Source organism: Bacillus sp. FSL M7-0003, from assembly GCF_038628485.1.
In the GTDB taxonomy this organism is placed as follows: domain Bacteria; phylum Bacillota; class Bacilli; order Bacillales; family Bacillaceae; genus Bacillus; species Bacillus safensis.
This window is the reverse complement of sequence record NZ_CP152024.1, coordinates 1,240,817-1,256,896: the sequence shown is the minus strand read 5'-3', so window position 1 is coordinate 1,256,896 and position 16,080 is coordinate 1,240,817. Positions and strand designations below refer to the sequence as shown.

At 43.7% G+C, this 16,080-nt stretch carries 19 protein-coding genes, 1 riboswitch and 1 other annotated feature; of the genes, 4 read left to right on the top strand and 15 right to left on the bottom strand.

The genetic code is table 11. The features are described 5' to 3' along the window. Positions 1-7: 7 nt before the first annotated feature. Positions 8-1,105 carry a glutamate 5-kinase gene (gene proB / locus MHI23_RS06355; RefSeq protein ID WP_024424639.1) on the bottom strand — a complete coding sequence of 366 codons (1,098 nt, stop codon included), beginning with the start codon at positions 1,103-1,105 and terminating at the stop codon, positions 8-10. Between the two features lie 55 nt (positions 1,106-1,160). After that, positions 1,161-1,379: a binding site (T-box leader), on the bottom strand. A 43-nt stretch (positions 1,380-1,422) separates the two neighbouring features. Further along, the gene (gene purU, locus MHI23_RS06350; RefSeq protein WP_024424638.1) at positions 1,423-2,325 is read right to left on the bottom strand and encodes a formyltetrahydrofolate deformylase; all 903 of its coding nucleotides are present in this window, start codon (positions 2,323-2,325) and stop codon (positions 1,423-1,425) included. Between the two features lie 161 nt (positions 2,326-2,486). Between purU and MHI23_RS06345 the strand changes: the two genes are divergently transcribed. After that, positions 2,487-2,672 (top strand): hypothetical protein, encoded by a 186-nt coding sequence (locus MHI23_RS06345; protein WP_024424637.1) that lies wholly within the window; start codon positions 2,487-2,489, stop codon positions 2,670-2,672. A gap of 136 nt (positions 2,673-2,808) precedes the next feature. Here MHI23_RS06345 and MHI23_RS06340 read toward each other — a convergent pair whose 3' ends face one another. Beyond that, complete coding sequence (locus MHI23_RS06340) at positions 2,809-3,123, bottom strand: multidrug efflux SMR transporter (protein WP_024424636.1); 315 nt, start codon at positions 3,121-3,123, stop codon at positions 2,809-2,811. After that, on the bottom strand, positions 3,120-3,449 hold the full coding sequence (locus tag MHI23_RS06335) for a multidrug efflux SMR transporter (RefSeq protein WP_025092310.1): 330 nt from the start codon (positions 3,447-3,449) through the stop codon (positions 3,120-3,122). Before MHI23_RS06335 ends, MHI23_RS06340 begins: the two co-directional genes overlap by 4 nt. 67 nt (positions 3,450-3,516) lie before the next feature. Further along, a riboswitch (guanidine-I (ykkC/yxkD leader) is annotated at positions 3,517-3,626 on the bottom strand. A 222-nt stretch (positions 3,627-3,848) separates the two neighbouring features. On the opposite strand from MHI23_RS06335, the gene MHI23_RS06330 reads away from it, so the two are divergent. Together MHI23_RS06330 and MHI23_RS06325 are read left to right on the top strand one after the other, a co-directional pair. After that, positions 3,849-3,983, top strand: a complete 135-nt coding sequence (locus MHI23_RS06330; RefSeq protein WP_073204910.1) for a YrzI family small protein — start codon at positions 3,849-3,851, stop codon at positions 3,981-3,983. 209 nt (positions 3,984-4,192) lie between these two features. Next, positions 4,193-5,236 carry a trifunctional transcriptional activator/DNA repair protein Ada/methylated-DNA--[protein]-cysteine S-methyltransferase gene (locus MHI23_RS06325; protein WP_125586327.1) on the top strand — a complete coding sequence of 348 codons (1,044 nt, stop codon included), beginning with the start codon at positions 4,193-4,195 and terminating at the stop codon, positions 5,234-5,236. 14 nt (positions 5,237-5,250) lie between these two features. Here the strand turns inward: MHI23_RS06325 and MHI23_RS06320 are convergent, their stop codons facing one another. The 5 genes from MHI23_RS06320 to MHI23_RS06300 all read right to left on the bottom strand — a co-directional run bounded on the left by MHI23_RS06320 (position 5,251) and on the right by MHI23_RS06300 (position 8,133). Then, complete coding sequence (locus MHI23_RS06320) at positions 5,251-5,796, bottom strand: GNAT family N-acetyltransferase (RefSeq protein WP_024424633.1); 546 nt, start codon at positions 5,794-5,796, stop codon at positions 5,251-5,253. A gap of 17 nt (positions 5,797-5,813) precedes the next feature. After that, positions 5,814-6,302 (bottom strand): small multi-drug export protein, encoded by a 489-nt coding sequence (locus MHI23_RS06315; RefSeq protein WP_025092307.1) that lies wholly within the window; start codon positions 6,300-6,302, stop codon positions 5,814-5,816. Between the two features lie 105 nt (positions 6,303-6,407). Beyond that, positions 6,408-7,166, bottom strand: coding sequence for an NADH dehydrogenase (locus tag MHI23_RS06310; protein WP_025092306.1), 759 nt, complete (start codon positions 7,164-7,166; stop codon positions 6,408-6,410). A gap of 4 nt (positions 7,167-7,170) precedes the next feature. Then, a complete protein-coding gene (locus MHI23_RS06305) occupies positions 7,171-7,497 on the bottom strand; it encodes a PadR family transcriptional regulator (protein WP_024424630.1) in 327 nt (108 codons plus the stop codon). 114 nt (positions 7,498-7,611) lie between these two features. Then, positions 7,612-8,133, bottom strand: a complete 522-nt coding sequence (locus tag MHI23_RS06300) for an acyl-CoA thioesterase (RefSeq protein WP_008346212.1) — start codon at positions 8,131-8,133, stop codon at positions 7,612-7,614. Positions 8,134-8,312: 179 nt separating this feature from the next. On the opposite strand from MHI23_RS06300, the gene MHI23_RS06295 reads away from it, so the two are divergent. Further along, a complete protein-coding gene (locus tag MHI23_RS06295; protein ID WP_217008557.1) occupies positions 8,313-9,194 on the top strand; it encodes a dimethylarginine dimethylaminohydrolase family protein in 882 nt (293 codons plus the stop codon). A 38-nt stretch (positions 9,195-9,232) separates the two neighbouring features. Here MHI23_RS06295 and MHI23_RS06290 read toward each other — a convergent pair whose 3' ends face one another. The 6 genes from MHI23_RS06290 to MHI23_RS06265 form a co-directional block, all read right to left on the bottom strand. Next, positions 9,233-10,201, bottom strand: coding sequence for an oligopeptide/dipeptide ABC transporter ATP-binding protein (locus MHI23_RS06290; protein WP_024426800.1), 969 nt, complete (start codon positions 10,199-10,201; stop codon positions 9,233-9,235). Beyond that, positions 10,191-11,108, bottom strand: a complete 918-nt coding sequence (locus tag MHI23_RS06285; protein ID WP_125586331.1) for a C40 family peptidase — start codon at positions 11,106-11,108, stop codon at positions 10,191-10,193. The genes MHI23_RS06290 and MHI23_RS06285 overlap by 11 nt, the downstream gene beginning before the upstream one ends. After that, positions 11,108-12,187 (bottom strand): dipeptide epimerase, encoded by a 1,080-nt coding sequence (locus MHI23_RS06280; RefSeq protein ID WP_163115236.1) that lies wholly within the window; start codon positions 12,185-12,187, stop codon positions 11,108-11,110. Before MHI23_RS06280 ends, MHI23_RS06285 begins: the two co-directional genes overlap by 1 nt. After that, the gene (locus tag MHI23_RS06275) at positions 12,184-13,125 is read right to left on the bottom strand and encodes an LD-carboxypeptidase (RefSeq protein WP_039177981.1); all 942 of its coding nucleotides are present in this window, start codon (positions 13,123-13,125) and stop codon (positions 12,184-12,186) included. The genes MHI23_RS06280 and MHI23_RS06275 overlap by 4 nt, the downstream gene beginning before the upstream one ends. A 316-nt stretch (positions 13,126-13,441) precedes the next feature. Further along, entirely contained in the window at positions 13,442-15,064 is a 1,623-nt protein-coding gene (locus MHI23_RS06270) for a peptide ABC transporter substrate-binding protein (protein ID WP_024426796.1), read from the bottom strand. After that, positions 15,064-16,074 (bottom strand): ABC transporter ATP-binding protein, encoded by a 1,011-nt coding sequence (locus MHI23_RS06265; protein WP_342492385.1) that lies wholly within the window; start codon positions 16,072-16,074, stop codon positions 15,064-15,066. Before MHI23_RS06265 ends, MHI23_RS06270 begins: the two co-directional genes overlap by 1 nt. Positions 16,075-16,080: the final 6 nt, after the last annotated feature.

Below are 16,080 nucleotides of genomic sequence, written 5' to 3'. Positions count from 1 at the left end.
TCCCTCCTCAATTTTGTACATGCTGTACCCAGTGATCTCGGTGTATGACCTCAGGCTTCTCTTTTGCAAGCTCGTCACTTCGCATTCCTTTAATGCCGAGAAGCTCGTCGGAGGCGTACAAGGTTTGTCCCTTACCAACTAATCCGTTTGGACCGACGACTTCTACGACTTCTCCTTTAGAAAAGTCACCAGCGACATCAATGACTCCTGCCGGAAGAAGACTTCTGCCATTATGCAAAATCGCCGCTTCTGCTCCTGCATCAATCATGATCTTCCCAGAGACCGGTGAGTGGAATTGAATCCATTGACGGCGGTTGTTCACGGCTGATAAATCTTGTTCACCGATATACGTTCCATCTCCTTGTCCCGCAAGAATGCGAAGCAGTTTGTCTTCCCCAGTGCCTGTGCCAATGAAGACTTTCACGCCAAGTGAAAGTGCCGTTTGTGCAGCAGACAGCTTCGATTTCATTCCGCCTGTTCCAACCTTTGAACCGGTGCTCTTTGCATATGAAAACAATTCTTCTGAAATGTGGGTCAGGACATCAAACCGCTTCGCCTCAGGATGCTCATTTGGATTTGCATCATAAATGCCATTGATGTCTGTTAATATGATCAATTGGTCTGCATGGATTAATCCACTGACAAGAGCTGACAGCATGTCATTATCCCCAAAGGTAAGCTCCTCGATGGAGACTGAATCATTTTCGTTTATGATCGGCAAAATCTTTCTTTCCAGCAGCTCCATCATCGTTGCGTAAGCATTTCGATATCTTGTTCGATCTGAAAAGTCATTACGTGTTAAAAGCATTTGAGCAGGTGTCATGTGAAACTGTGAAAAAAGCTCTGTATATTTCTGCATTAACAAGCCCTGACCAACGGCGGCAGCTGCCTGTTTCCCCTTTAAAGTCACAGGTCTTGATGGATAGCCTAAGCTGCCAAATCCTGCTGCAACGGCTCCTGATGAAATTAAAATGATTTCATGACCTGCTTCTTTGAGCTTTGCTATGGCTCTTACATGATCCTGCATCTTTTGTTCATCAATGGCTCCTTTTTGCTCTGTTAATGAACTGCTGCCAATTTTTATGACGATCCTTTGCTTTTTCATCCTTGATTCCCTCCGCTATACCTTTAGGCACAAAAAAATCCCTATTTCTCCTTATGTAAAGGACGAAAAGGGATTTTCCGTGGTACCACCTTCATTGAATAAGCATGCGATCTGCTTATTCCACTCAACTCCTGTAACGCCAGGCACGCGCTTAGATTTTTCCTCTAAGGCTCAAAGGGCAGGTTCAGCAGCTGTCTGCGGCAAATGTTTCAGCACATCATTTGCTCTCTTTACGCACCAGTTCCTGCTTACTATTCCTTTTCAACGCTCGTTAATTTTTTTATATTATCACCAATTGCTAAAGAAAAGTCAAGCGGTCAATTAAAGACAATCGTTTTATTCTCATGAACTATAATTCGATCTTCAAGGTGCCATTTGACAGCACGTGCAAGCACACTGCGCTCAATTGTCCGGCCAATATTTTTCAGGGCTTCCGCATCATCCCGGTGATCTACCCGCTCAATATCCTGTTCAATGATCGGGCCTTCGTCTAAATCATTGGTGACATAATGAGAAGTCGCACCAATTAATTTGACTCCCCGCTCATATGCCCGCTTGTATGGGTTTGCACCAATAAACGCTGGCAGGAAGGAATGATGAATATTAATGATTTTGTTCGGATGCTCTTCAATGAATCCAGGCGTTAAAATTTGCATGTATCTAGCAAGCACAACCACATCAATGTCGTACTCTTCTAATAAGGCGAGCTGCTCTTTTTCAGCTTCTTTGCGAATGTCTTTGTTCGCCTTTACAAAATGGAATGGGATTCCAAGCGATTCTACTGTATCTTTTGCCGTTTCATGATTGCTGATCACAACTGCGATTTCAGCCATTAAATTTCCGCTTTGCCATTCCCACAGAAGCTCATGCAGACAATGAAGCTCTTTTGAGACAAAGATTGCCAGCTTTTTAAGCTCACTTGCACGCGACATGCTCCACGTCATTTGAAATGAGGCTGCGATTGGCTCAAAACTATTTTTCAATTGATCCATATTCGCCGAGATGTCTTTCCAATCAAATTCAATTCTTAAAAAGAACCGGCCGCTTTCATGATCGGTTGTGTATTGGCTCGATTCAATGATGTTCGCTCCGTGCTCAAATAAAAAGGAAGAAACAGCTGATACAATACCAGGCTGATCTGGGCAGCTGACAAGTAATCTGCCTTTTTGCTCGTGCTTTTGTCTGTGTAATTCAAGTTTCTCTGTAATCAATGTTCTCATGTATCATGACCTCATTTGCGTTTTCATTCTAATGAAATATTATACTGGACTGGAAAGAGAAAAAGCAATGAAGAGTCCATTTTTTATTGAATATTCATTCAATTCTGCACCTAGCATGATATAATGTGAGTAGACCTTTTATCACAAAAGGAGTGATGGAGATGAAAAGCATGACTTTGTTTGGTAAAGTGAGCTTTTGGCTCGGCATCGTATGTCTGATCACAGGTATTTATCTTTTTATGGCCGGTGAGAGACTCATTCCTTTACTCACATTTGGTGTCTGTTTTCTTCTAGTGAGTCAGCTTTACCGCAAAAATGAAAACGATTCCAATCATCATTCGATGTAACAAAAAAGGGCTAAAATGATTTTTATTTTAGCCCTTTTTCTTCTTTTTCAGCATGATAGAAAACCATTACAGGCCTGACAAAGAATGTGTGGGTTTGTCTACATGCTGAGGCTGGCAGACAGATGACAGCCTTTTCTTATTCAATGATTTTTAACCCGACCGCCGCAGATAAAATCAGTGCGATAAAGAATATACGTTTTGCGTCCTTCGACTCACCGTAAAACAGCATGCCGACAATGGCTCCTCCAGCAGCTCCAATGCCAGTCCAAATGGCGTATGCCGTTCCCATCGGAATTGTATTCATCGCAAGAGAGAGCATGAGAAAGGACAGCGAAAATCCAGCTGCAATGAATAAAATCCATTTGACATGCCGGTCTTTCTGGAATTGATTCATCATGGTGACACAAAGCATTTCTAAAATGCCTGCACCAATGAGTAAAAGCCAGCTCATGATTCAGTCTCTCCTTTCTTTTCACCTGTGGTTAGTTTAAGCCCTAATACACCACTTAAAAGCACCATGATTAAAAGTAATTTCACCAGCTGTACTGGCTCTCCCAGTACCATACCTACTATGACAGTACCTGCTGTCCCAAGTCCGGTGAAAACGGCATAAAGTGTGCCAACTGGCAGTACAGTCGTGGCTTTCAGGAGTAAATAAAAGCTCACGACAATACAAACGATGGTTGCGGCCCATTCCAATAAAGAGTCAGCATATTTCAACCCCATCACCCAGCCAACTTCAAAGATGGCTGCAATCAATACATTTCCCCATTTCATCCGATTCTCTTCCTTTCTGAACGATTCCAAGCAATAAAAAAAGCCCGGAAATCGATCGTTTGATCAAATCTCCCGGGCTTTTATCCCTCCGTGTCCATACGGTCTATTGTCTAGACCCTATGTGTTTTCTCTCGGTCCAGACTGCGCCACCCGCACGGAACCCTAGAAAACCATTTCTTAATAAGCAGATCTGACTTAAAGCAGATTCTGTGTGTCAAAATTGTATCACACCCCGAAATACCGGTCTACCGCTTTGCTTTCCACATGCAAATATACTTGTTCATTTTTCGAAAGAATTTTTATGGAACCGCCGTATACTAAGTGTTAGAAGCAGGTCAACTGATAAAGAAGATTTGCGGGCTGTTTCGCGTGCTGCGGACTGAAGGGAAATGAGCGTATATGACAATCCATTTATTTTTTATGACATTGACGATTAAGCGTAAATACAAGGACATGGAGACCGTACTTTACGAACAAGAAGTTGAAGCATTTTATGAAGAAATGAAACAGAAGCAGCTAAAATATATGAACTAAAACAGGAATGAGAAAAGGAGGAGATTGACATGTTTATGATGCTTGATTGTTCCTTAAAGCACGGATACGTCAATGATCACATCGCTGATATAATGAAATCAGATTGTTGCGATGAACGTTCAACTTTAGGATGATGTATTTACAGATCATCCGTCGTACCCCAAACAATGCTGAAAAACATTTTATAGAAAATCAAGAGGTGGCTTCATATGATGATGACCGATGAACAAAAACATGAATTTTATCAAGCACTTGTTGACAAGAATCCGCAATATGACGGCACATTCTTTGCCTGTATTAAGACAACCGGTATCTTCTGTCATGCCACATGTACGGCCAGAAAGCCAAAATTTGAAAACTGTGAGTTTTTCTTTACAGCGGAGGAAGCACTGCTGGCAGGGTATCGCCCGTGCAAGCGCTGCACACCATTAACATACCCTAATAGCATTCCTGAAGAAGTCAAAACACTCGTTTCAGCAGTAGAAAAAAATCCTGAGAAACGCTGGAAGGAAGAGGACTTCCGCCAATTAGGGATTCACTCTGCCACAGCTCGAAGAAAGTTTAAAGACATTTACGGCATGACCTTTGTTCAATATGCAAGATCACGCCGAATGGGACTTGCCTTTAAAGAAATTTTGAACGGAAAAAAAGTAATCGATCAGCAGGTCACTTTCGGCTATGAATCTTCAAGTGCCTTCAATGATGCATTTACGAAAATCATGGGAAATCCCCCTAAAAAAGCGCAGATTCACATTCTCTATGCTAATTTTATTTCCACACCGATCGGGCGGATGATGAGTGTGACAGATGCCACACATGTGTATTTACTGGAGTTTATGGACAGGCGGGGACTCGAAAAAGAAATTGAAACATTAAGAAAGAAGCATCATGCCCGCATTTTAGTTGGAGAAACAAACGTCCATCAGCAATTAGCAAAGGAATTGGCCTTATATTTTGAGAAAAAGCTGACCAAGTTTACTGTACCGCTTTCTTTACATGGCACCCCTTTTCAAATGAAGGTGTGGGACCAGCTCTCACGCATTCCAGCAGGCGAAACGAGATCCTATCGAGATATAGCCACGAAACTAGGCGATCCGCATTTGGTTCGTGCCGTTGGTAATGCAAATGGTGCCAATCAATTGGCGATTATCATTCCCTGCCACCGCGTGATTCAAACAAGTGGTGAGCTTGGAGGCTACGGCGGAGGGATTGAACGGAAGAAATATTTGCTTCAGTTAGAACAGCGTGCATAAAAAAACGGCTCTGCTTATTCGGTAAGCGAGCCGTTTTCTCCGTTACGGGTGATGCTGTATACATCAATGATTTGGTCCCATTTTGAAATGGTTTTTTCTTTTTTCATGCCCATTTTTAAAGCGACCTTCACCGACGCTTCATTCTCAGGACGAATTAGGCTGACCATCCGTCTGACCTTCATTTCTTCAAATCCATAGGTAAGGCAGCCTTTTGCAGCCTCAGCAGCATAGCCATTCCCCCACGCCGCTTTCTTTAGCATATAGCCAATCTCAAGCTCGGTTTGTCCTTCAATGTTTTGCAGGACAATGCCGCTTTGTCCAAGTCGTTCATTTGTTTCTTTATCTTCAATGATCCATAGCGAGGTGTGGTACATGCGGTCATTTTTTTGATTCCATGCAATCCACTCTTTTGTCTGCTGTTCATCCTTCAAAGAAGGATAATACTTCATCACTTCTTCATCCTGAAACAGCTCGTCATATAAAAATGACGCATCATGTTCATTCATCGTTCTCAGTTTCAGGCGCTCTGTTTCAAATACTGTTCTTGTTTGAACTGTCATTGATGATCCCCCCTTTTTTACTTGCTAAAAATATCTCCGAACAACCCATTTGAATCTGGGGCAAAGTAATGGAAGCCCGCACCGGTTAAACTTGCAGCCAGCGCTGTCCACATCATTAAACTGACAGTCATCCACACCGCGACTTGCTTTCTTTTCGTTCCAAAGCTCATGCACATCAAGGCTGCTAAGTGACTGCCGATGATAAAAGGTCCTATGAGCGCTAACCCAGGCAGACCGTATCGTTCCCAAATTTTTCTCGCCCGCAGCTGCTTTTTCTCTCCTTTTTCATCACCTTTTTCCTCTTTTCTTTTTAACCACCATGCTTTAAACCGGTCCACAAACACAATGAGAAGCAAGACTGTCAAAAAGTTGCCGATGAATCCAATCACAGCCGTTGTCACAGGATGCAGCCCACTTAAGATTGCGAATGGAACGACACCAATCACTTCAAAAAAAGGCAAGGCAGCCAATACAAAAACGAGTACATATCCCCATACAATATCCAAAAACAGAACCCCTTTTCATTTTTGTCCTCTCCCCATTGTAATGAAAAATACAATTCCATTTCTACATTTTTTTAGAAAAAGAAAAGCACATCGGATAGGATGTGCTCAGTTTACATTCGTATTTTCATTTTTCTTATTTGTCCGGCGCAGTACAATGAATATAAGCCCTATTAAAATCACAATAGATAGCAGACTTTGCAGCAAAATCACACTTGGTGACGTCCAGCCAATCCATTCGAAGATGAGCTGCGGTCCGAAAAAGATAATCGGAATCAATGAAACGACATTCGCCTTTAAGATTGCATTAAATACAACGATACATAGCAGCATGAGCAAAATGACGCCCCACCTCTGGCCAGAAGTAAGGACAAGTAGTGGTGTGCCGACTTTTTGATCCAATAGTTTGATTGTCACCATCGCTGTCAGCTGAAAGATTCCTAACATCCAAAAGTAGAGAAATACCCGGCTGCTTGTTTGAAAGGCGGACGCTCTAAACATCACAATGATCATGATAACATTGGCCACTAAAACGAGCGGATATCCAATCAAAGCAAACCAAGAATAGGATAAGTTTTGGCTGATTGCATCTGCTAAAATCATGTAAAAAAGCGATCCAATTAAGAAAGCACTGACGAATGGCACCCAGTCTTTATGATTCCCTGACAGCTCTTTTGCCAGTTCATCAGCATAGCTCCGCGGATCTCCGCTGAACACATCCTCACCTGTTTTGCCGTCTTTTTCAGCCTCAACCGCATGTGCTGTCAGTTCGTCCATCAGCTCATCGATTTCATCCTGATTTTTTCCCTTTGATATGAGATAAAGTTGCAGCTCTAGTAGAATGTGTCTTGTTTCTTTTGATACCATAATCTCACTTCCCTTTTTGTAATAAGCGGTTTACATTTTTTGAAAGCTCATTCCAGCGGTCAATAAACTCTGTGAGCGCTTGTTCTCCCGCTTGTGTGAGCGTATAGTATTTCCTTTTCGGCCCGGTCGCTGACGCTTTTGTGACGGTGGTCACCAGCTGTTCCTTTTGCATACGCAGCAAAATCGGATAGATGCTGCCTTCACTTATTTGATCAAACCCATAATGCGCGAGCTTCTTCGTCATTTCATACCCATAAATTTCGCCCTCAGAAATAATCGACAGCAGGCAGCCTTCTAAAATTCCTTTTAGCATTTGTGTGGATGTTGTCATGATTGTTCCTCCGATTCCAGTACCTTGCATCACAAGATAGCTTTATCTTACCACACACTACCTTGCCATGCAAGATACCATTCCAGAAAAAAATCACCGCTTAAAGGGTGATTTTTACGCCCAAGGCTTATCTGTCCCAAGTGCGTCAGCAAGCGCCTTACTATGCTTGCGGCGGCTTTTTCTTTCCTCTGCCCGCTGCTTCGCTGTTTGATGAAGCATGATCTCTTCCTCTGTTTCCGGCATCACCTGCGGGACTCGTTTAGGCTTTCCGTTTTCATCTAATGAGACAAATGTTAGAAATGAAGTTGCTGCGAGTCTGCGCTCTCCAGACATCAAGTTTTCTTTAATGACTTTGACGAACACTTCCATAGAAGACGTGCCCACCCATGTGACATAGGATTCCAAGCATACGGACTCCTTTTGTCCAATCGGCTCTAAAAAGTCAACAGAATCCATTGAAGCTGTGACCGTTTCACTGCGGCTGTGTCTTGCTGCCGAGATGGAGGCAATGTCATCTATATAACTCATTAATTTCCCGCCAAATAACGTTTGGTGGTTATTCGTATCGAGAGGGAACACCCTGCTGGTTTTAACAACCTTCGATTCCTTGCAGTATTTGAAATTTTCTTCACTCATCATCATAGCTCCTTCTTGCTGTTTTCGTGGATGCGGAACGACTTTTATTAAACACTATTCTTTTAGGTTTGTCTAAACTTTTTGCTTTAGTCTTATGTGAGAGATTTTCTTTCGGAAATGTTTCAACCATGGCTAGAAGAAGGAATAATAGAACTATGAATGAACAAGGAGGCCATTTGATGGATTCTATGAGAGCAGAGCAATTATACAAAATGCCGCAATGCATGAGTGAATACGACGATTTAGAAGAAGTTCTTTTATGCAGTCCTATTTATATGGAAATCAAACAAATTATTAACGAAACCCAGAAACATTTTGCGAAAGAAAATATTTCTCAAATGAAAGCAGTCGCTCAGCATAAGCAATTGATTCAAACCCTTAAAGAGAATCAAGTACGGCCCATCCTGCTTCCGGCGAATGACCGCTTCCCTGAGCAAGTCTTCACTCGGGATATTGGGTTTACGATTGGACATACACTGTTTGTTTCAAGTATGGCCGCTCCGGTTCGGCAAGGGGAAGAACAATACCTAAAAGAATGGGCACAAGCAAAAGGGTGGTCAGCTGTCACTTTGACAGACGGAACGATTGAAGGCGGCGATGTGCTTGTGGATCAGAACCGTGTGTTTGTTGGCACGAGCAAAAGAACTAGTCCAGCCGCTATCTACCAGCTCAAAAAGGAGCTGCCGGATCATGACATCATTCCGATTCACCTTCCTCCTCACATTTTGCATCTTGATTGTGTGATGAATATTCTGTCTCATGACGAGATCATCATTTATCCTGAAGCGTTCAAGCAAAAGGATCTCCAGCTGCTCAAAACGTATTATGATTTGATTGAAATCAGCGAACAAGAGCAATTCACACTTGGACCAAATGTTTTATCCATTGGGCAGAAAAAAGTGATCAGCTTGCCCAGCAACCAAGAAACAAATGCTGCGTTAACCGCTCACGGATACACCGTTATTGAAGTTGACTTTTCTGAAATTATTAAATCTGGCGGCTCTTTCAGATGCTGCACATTGCCTATTCGGCGTTCATCTATTAAAAAAGCCAGCATGTAGAACAGCTTGTCTACTAACTGGCTTTTGTCTAGCTTATCCTATTTTCTATTATATAAATGACAGGCGACTTCATGTCCTTCTTCCACCGCTTGTAATGCCGGCTTTTTTTCAGCACACACATCCATTGCGGCAGGGCATCTTGTTCGAAATACACAGCCGCTTGGCGGGTTCACTGGACTTGGAATTTCTCCTTTTAAAATAAACCTTTTGCGCTTGTCCTCTACGTCAGGATCTGGAATGGGGATTGCAGACAGCAAGGCTTGTGTATATGGGTGAAGCGGTGTTTGATATAATGCATCGCTTGTCGTCAACTCGACGAGATGGCCTAAATACATCACACCGATCCGGTCACTAATATATTTCACCATTGACAAGTCATGTGCAATAAAGAGAAATGTTAATCCTTCCTCTTTTTGCAGTTTTTTCAGCAGATTCACGACCTGCGCTTGGACGGAGACGTCTAGTGCAGAAATCGGCTCATCTGCGACAATAAACTTTGGCGCTAAGGCAAGTGCTCTTGCAATGCCGATTCTCTGCCTTTGTCCCCCGCTAAATTCGTGCGGATAGCGGGTAGCAAAATCATAGCTTAATCCTACCGCTTCGAGCAGTTCTTTCACGCGGGCAATCCTTTTCTTTTGACTCCCATAAAGCTGATGAATCTCCATTGGCTCCAGCATAATATCTTTTACTGACAGTCTTGGATTTAACGAGGAATACGGATCTTGAAAGACCATTTGCATTTGCCGGTTGAAATCAAATGATTCTTTTTTAGAAAGGTGGTGAAGACTTTTCCCTTCATATAAGGCTTCACCATCTGTTGGTTCATAAAGACGCATGAGCACTTTTCCAAGTGTGGATTTGCCGCAACCAGACTCACCAACGAGACCAAAGGTTTCACCTTGTTTCAGCTGAAAAGAGACACCATCCAGCGCTTTTAAGGTTCTTCCTTTCGAAAGATGAAAATGTTTTTTGAGGTTGTTTACTTGTAAAAGTGGTTCAACTGTCATGATCACTCCTCCTCTCGCTTGGTAAATACCGCCTTGCACCTGCCCATTCCTTTTCATATGAAGTGCCAGAAAGGGAAAGAAGCTCAATTTGTCTGCCAGTTTTAGGCGAATGAAGCATCATCCCATCCCCAGCGTAGATCCCTACATGACGGACCGCTCCCTTTCCGTTTTCATTTGCAAAAAACAGCAAGTCACCTTGTTCTAAATGGCTTGATGTAACCGGTGTTCCTTGAACTGCTTGGTCACTTGCGTCTCTCGGCAAAAGATATCCGCACGCTTTGTACATGCTGTAAGCAAAGCCTGAACAATCATAGCCAAAGCTGCTCATGCCTCCCCATAAATAAGAAAGGCCAATAAATTGTTTTCCTGCGTCTACGACATCTTTGCCGGTCATAGAGAAAGCTTGCGATACTGGGCGTACATCCGCTTTGTTGATTTCTCTTATTCCTAATGGGGTGACAACATGAAATTGATCATCTGTTTCTTTGGCGGCTGCCAGCTCTGTTAAAAAGCTAATCTCCATATCAGGTTCCCCGTTTTGATAGAGCGTGGCTTTTTTCTGACAAACGATAAGAGATGCAGCTGACGCACTTCCCTCTGTTACTTGTTTTAATTGCTCAGCAGGCATATAGCCTGGATAGCCTTGCGGATGTTTCCGGCTGGCCTGCTGCGGTATGACGACTTTCATCCAGCCATCTGTCTCTTCTAATCCAATCACTCGTCCGCCAAGCAGTACTTGAGATTGAATCAAATTTTCTTCACATAAAGCCAGCTTTTCTTCATATGTTTGCTGGTCAATCCATTCTTTGATGTTGATGGAGTCCTGAAGTACCTTTCGATCGATTTCTCTCGGAGACTGCGGTGCTGTCCATACGTTAGCGACTGGAACCTTTGATTCGTATATCATCATGAGACTCCTTTCACCCCTTGAATGCCTAACCCATGATGCAGCGGTAAAAATATATTTTTTCCTTTGTACACGATTCCTCCGTCTATCATGTCTTCTTTCAGCATAAGCGGGGCATCAAAATCGCAGCGGGTGATATTCGGCTGGCTTGCGGCGAAATGTGCCGCTGCTGTAATGCCAAGCTTTGACTCAATCATACTGCCAACCATGCACTGAACACCGTATGCTTCGGCAAGGGCATTGATTTTTAATGCTTCTTTTATGCCGCCTGATTTCATTAATTTTAAATTGATCAGATCACAACTTCTCGTTTCAAGCACCTTGATGGCATCATGAAAACTGAAAATGCTTTCGTCTGCCATGATCAATGGATCAACTGCTTCTGTCACACGGCGCAGACCTTCGATATCTTCTTTCGGCACTGGCTGTTCTACTAGTTCAATATTCAGCGCTTCCATTTTTCGAATGGCTATGATCGCTTCCTTCCACGTCCAGCCCTGATTGGCGTCGAGCCTGATCTGAATGTCCGGCCCGACTTTTTCTCGAATCCGCTTGATCCGCTGAATATCCGTGTGTATATCATCTTTTCCTACTTTGATCTTTAACGTCTGAAAGCCTTCGGCTGCGTATTGCTTCGCATCTTCCGCCATCTCAAGCGGACGGTTTACACTGACCGTATAGTCGGTTTCGAGCTGATGACGATATCCGCCAAGGTATTGATAAAGCGGAAGTCCTGCCTGCTTTGCTAAGCCATCATAAATGGCCATATCGATTGCAGCCTTTGCGCTTGTGTTGCTTGCGAGCACGCGGTTCATAGCAGAAAAGATTTGCTCATACTCTGCCAAGGAAGCCCCGAGCAAAATGGGTCTGATTACTTCACAGATGGCATAGTCGATGCTTTCCAGCGTTTCTCCTGTAATCACCGATGTGGGAACTGCCTCTCCGTAGCTGACGTCACCTTGATCATATGTGATGATGACGATCAGAGATGCTGCGTCATACACCGTTCTTAAAGCGGTTTTGAAAGGCTTTTTTAGCGGTACACTCGTTCTGCATGTACGAACATCCACGATTTTCATTTGATCGCCTCTTTCGCTGCAACGCCTGGAGAAATGTGCAGTTTTTTCCCTGCCGCATCTAGTGCAGCCTGCACGCCCATCGGAATGGCAAAGTTCGGTGATGAATGACCGATCCGAAAGCCGCCGAGTGCAGGTTTCTTTTGCGGGACAATATAGGTTTCCCATAGCTGTTCCAAGGTTAAGGACTGGTCTTTCTTTTTTGGTTCACATTGATGAAAATCGCCAATGATGAATCCTGCCGCATCATCCAATTTCCCAGCAGAGGTAAGGTGCTGCATCATTCGATCGATTTTATAGGGCTCTTCGTCAATATCTTCAATGAACAACAGCTTCCCCTTCGTATCAATTTCAAAAGGTGTGCCAAGTGTTGTCACGATGAGGGCAAGATTCCCTCCTATGATGTCACCTGAAGCGGTGCCGGGGTAGAAGGTATGAAGAGGTGACAAGTGATGCGTATACGTAAAGGCCTTCGGCGTGAACAGCTGCAAAAAGGTATCCTTCGTATACGGATGGACCTCTTCAAGTCCCACATCAGAGGAAAGCATTGGTCCATGAAAAGTCACAAGACCCGTCTGCTGCTGGATGGCCGTATGTAAAAACGTAATGTCACTATAACCCCAAAAGATTTTTGGATTCCGGCGAATGAGATCATAGTCAATGGCTTCCGCAAGTCTGCCAGTTCCGTACCCTCCGCAGGCACAAATAACTGCTTTGACTTCTGGATCTTGAAACATGCCATGAAGATCTTCCACTCTTTCATGATCACGCCCTGCTAAATATCCGTACCGGGAATCGAGATACTTCCCTTTTTTCACCTTCAGCCCGAGGCTCTCTAAAAAGGCAATCCCTTTTGCTAATTTCAATTCATCAGGCGGGCTTGCTGGTGCGATAATCCCCACCGTATCCCCTGTCTGAAGCGCCGCTGGCAGCTGGTTCATGCCAATCCCCTCTTTCTCTTTATTTCTTACAATCTATGGGCATCTTCTCCATAACATGAACAAATAAAGGAACAGACGCTTTTGTTCAAAGCGTCCCATATTGTTGACAAAGGGCTAAAATGATCTTTATTTTAGCCCTTTGTCTTCTATTCAGCGTGACCTGAAAACCTTTGCAGCCCTAGGAAGGACGAGCATCGGAGCGGAGCGAATTTGACATTCGTGAGCACCGAAGCGCAGGACTGACAAAGAATGCGAGGGTTTGTCCGCGCGCTGAGACGCTTTTGTTCAAAGCGTCCGTATCCCTCATTCCCTTCAATTACTCTCCATCTACTTGTGCCCATTTCAAATCGATATACCCAACAGGGTGGCGGACAATTCCCTTCACGCCCTCTTTTTGCAAATGAACTTGGTTATAAAAATGAATTGGAATGATCGGTGCTTCTTCAATGAGAAGTGCCTCTGCATCATGAAGGATGCTGTTTCTTTTTTGTTCATCTGCTTCCTGGCTCGCCTTTTTAATCAGCTGATCATAGGTGTCGTTTGACCATCCAGTCCGGTTCATCGCATTCCCTGTTTGGAAGCTCTCTAGGAAATTGATCGGATCTGCATAGTCTGCTAAAAATGAACTTTGCGAGAATTGAAATTTCAGCGCCTTTTGATCTTCTGCAAATACATTGGCTTCCATGTTTGCAAGCTTCACGTCCACACCAAGCGCTTCTTTTAATTGCTGCTGGATGGCTTCAGCTTTTTTCTTGTTCTCAGGCTTTGTGCTATATGTTAATGTGACGGGCGGCAGCTTTGAATAGTTCTCTTCTTTCAGTCCTTTTTCTAATAGCTTCGCAGCTTCACTCGTATCTTGTTTGACAAGATCGCCGCCAGCTTCTCTGAAATCCTCACCCTTTGAATCTAGAATCCCCGGCGAAACGAAGGCGCGGGCTGGCTTTTCTTTATTCTTCGTTACATAATCCACGATATCTTGCGGGTTGATCGCCATTTGAAAGGCTTTGCGAATGTTCTTATTTTGAAAAGGTTCCATATTCACATTCAGACGATAAAAGAACAGTCCAGCCTGATCTTCAATTTGTACATCTTTATTTTTCAGCAAATTTTCACTTTGTTCTGCTGGGACGAAGGCAGTATCTAAGTCTCCCGATTGATACATTTGATAATCAGTGTTTCGATCGCTGATCATCAGCCACTTTACCTGATCCAGCTTGACTGATTTTTTGTCCCAATACGTCTCACTTTTTTCCATAGTGAAGCTCTCATCATGCTTCCATTCTGTCAGCTGAAACGGTCCATTCCCAACAAAGGTTTTGGCATCCTTTGCCCAGTTTGGATTCTTCTCTGCTACCTTCTCATTGACAGGGAAAAAGGCAGGGTTTGCGGTCATATTTAAGAACGATTTCTGCGGGTATGCCAGTGTGACCTTTAGCGTTTTGTCATTTTCAGCACTGACTTTTACATCCTCTTTCTTTCCTTTTCCGCTGTTAAATGCCTCTCCGCCTTCAATCATGTAAGCTAAGAACGATGCAGAAGAGCCTGTTTTCGGATCAAGCAGACGCTTCCACGCATATTCAAAGTCACTCGCTTTCACTGGATCACCATTCGACCACTTGATGCCGTCTCTTAAATGAAATGTGTACGTTTTTCCATCCTCTGAAATTTCCCATTTTTCCGCCATTGCAGGAGATGGTTCGTGCTTTTCATTCAGTCTTGTTAATCCCTCCATTAAGTTATTCAGACCTTGCCACGATACATTATTAAAACCAATCGGCGGGTCAAATGACGTCGGTTCGTTTTCGTTATTTAAGGTTAATACTTTCTTTTCATTCTTGTTGCTCGATGATCCTTTACCTGCTTGCTCATTGGCTGTACATCCTACGAGCAGCATGATGATGAACAAACAAACACTAATGATCCACCCTTTTTTCCTCATCAAAAACTCCCCCTTTGTGTTGAAGATAACATCGCTTGGTTCGCTCGCTCATCCTGGAGCCAGCAATGCACTGTATGGGTAGGTGACCGCTGCGTTTCGTGCGGCATGATATGATCACACACTTTCATGGCCACCGGGCAGCGTTCGGTATACGGACAGCCCTTTGGCGGAGCAAATAAATCAGGCGGGCTTCCTTCAATCGGAATCAATTCATCTTTCATATCAAGTCTTGGAACGGATTGCAGGAGCCCTTTTGTATAAGGGTGCTGCGGACTGTAAAAAATATCTCGCCTTGTTCCGACTTCAACCATTTTCCCTCCGTACATGACCGCTACCCGGTCGGCAACCTGGGCTACGACCCCTAAGTCATGTGTAATTAAAATAATGGTGACACCTGTTTTCCTTTGAATCTCTTTAAACAGCTCTAAAATTTGTGCCTGTATGGTGACATCCAGTGCGGTCGTTGGTTCATCTGCAATCAGCACCTTTGGCTCGCAAATCAGTGCCATTGCAATCATGAGCCGCTGCCTCATTCCCCCACTGAATTGGTGCGGGTATTGCTTTAATCTCTCCTTCGGCTGCGGAATACCAACCAAATCAAGCATCTGTATAGCGGCTTCTTTCACTTCTTTTTTCGTCAGCTTTTGATGCTCCTTCGCCGCCTCCATCAGCTGATCTCCTATTGTCAAGGTTGGGTTGAGTGCCGTCATCGGATCTTGGAAGATCATCGAGATATCGACACCTCGTATGGCGCGCATTTCTTTCTCGGATAATGACAGCAAGTTGCGGTCTTGAAACCAGATTTCTCCCTGATCGACATGTGCGCTGTATGCAGGCAGAAGCCTCATAATGCTTTGTGAAGTCACACTTTTTCCGCAGCCTGATTCTCCTACAATGGCTAAGGTTTCTTTTTCATATACATCGACATTCACTCCACGTACTGCTTGAACAGAACCGCCATATGTCCGAAAGCTGACGTGCAGATCGATGATTTGTAGAACTTTTTTCAAAGCGCT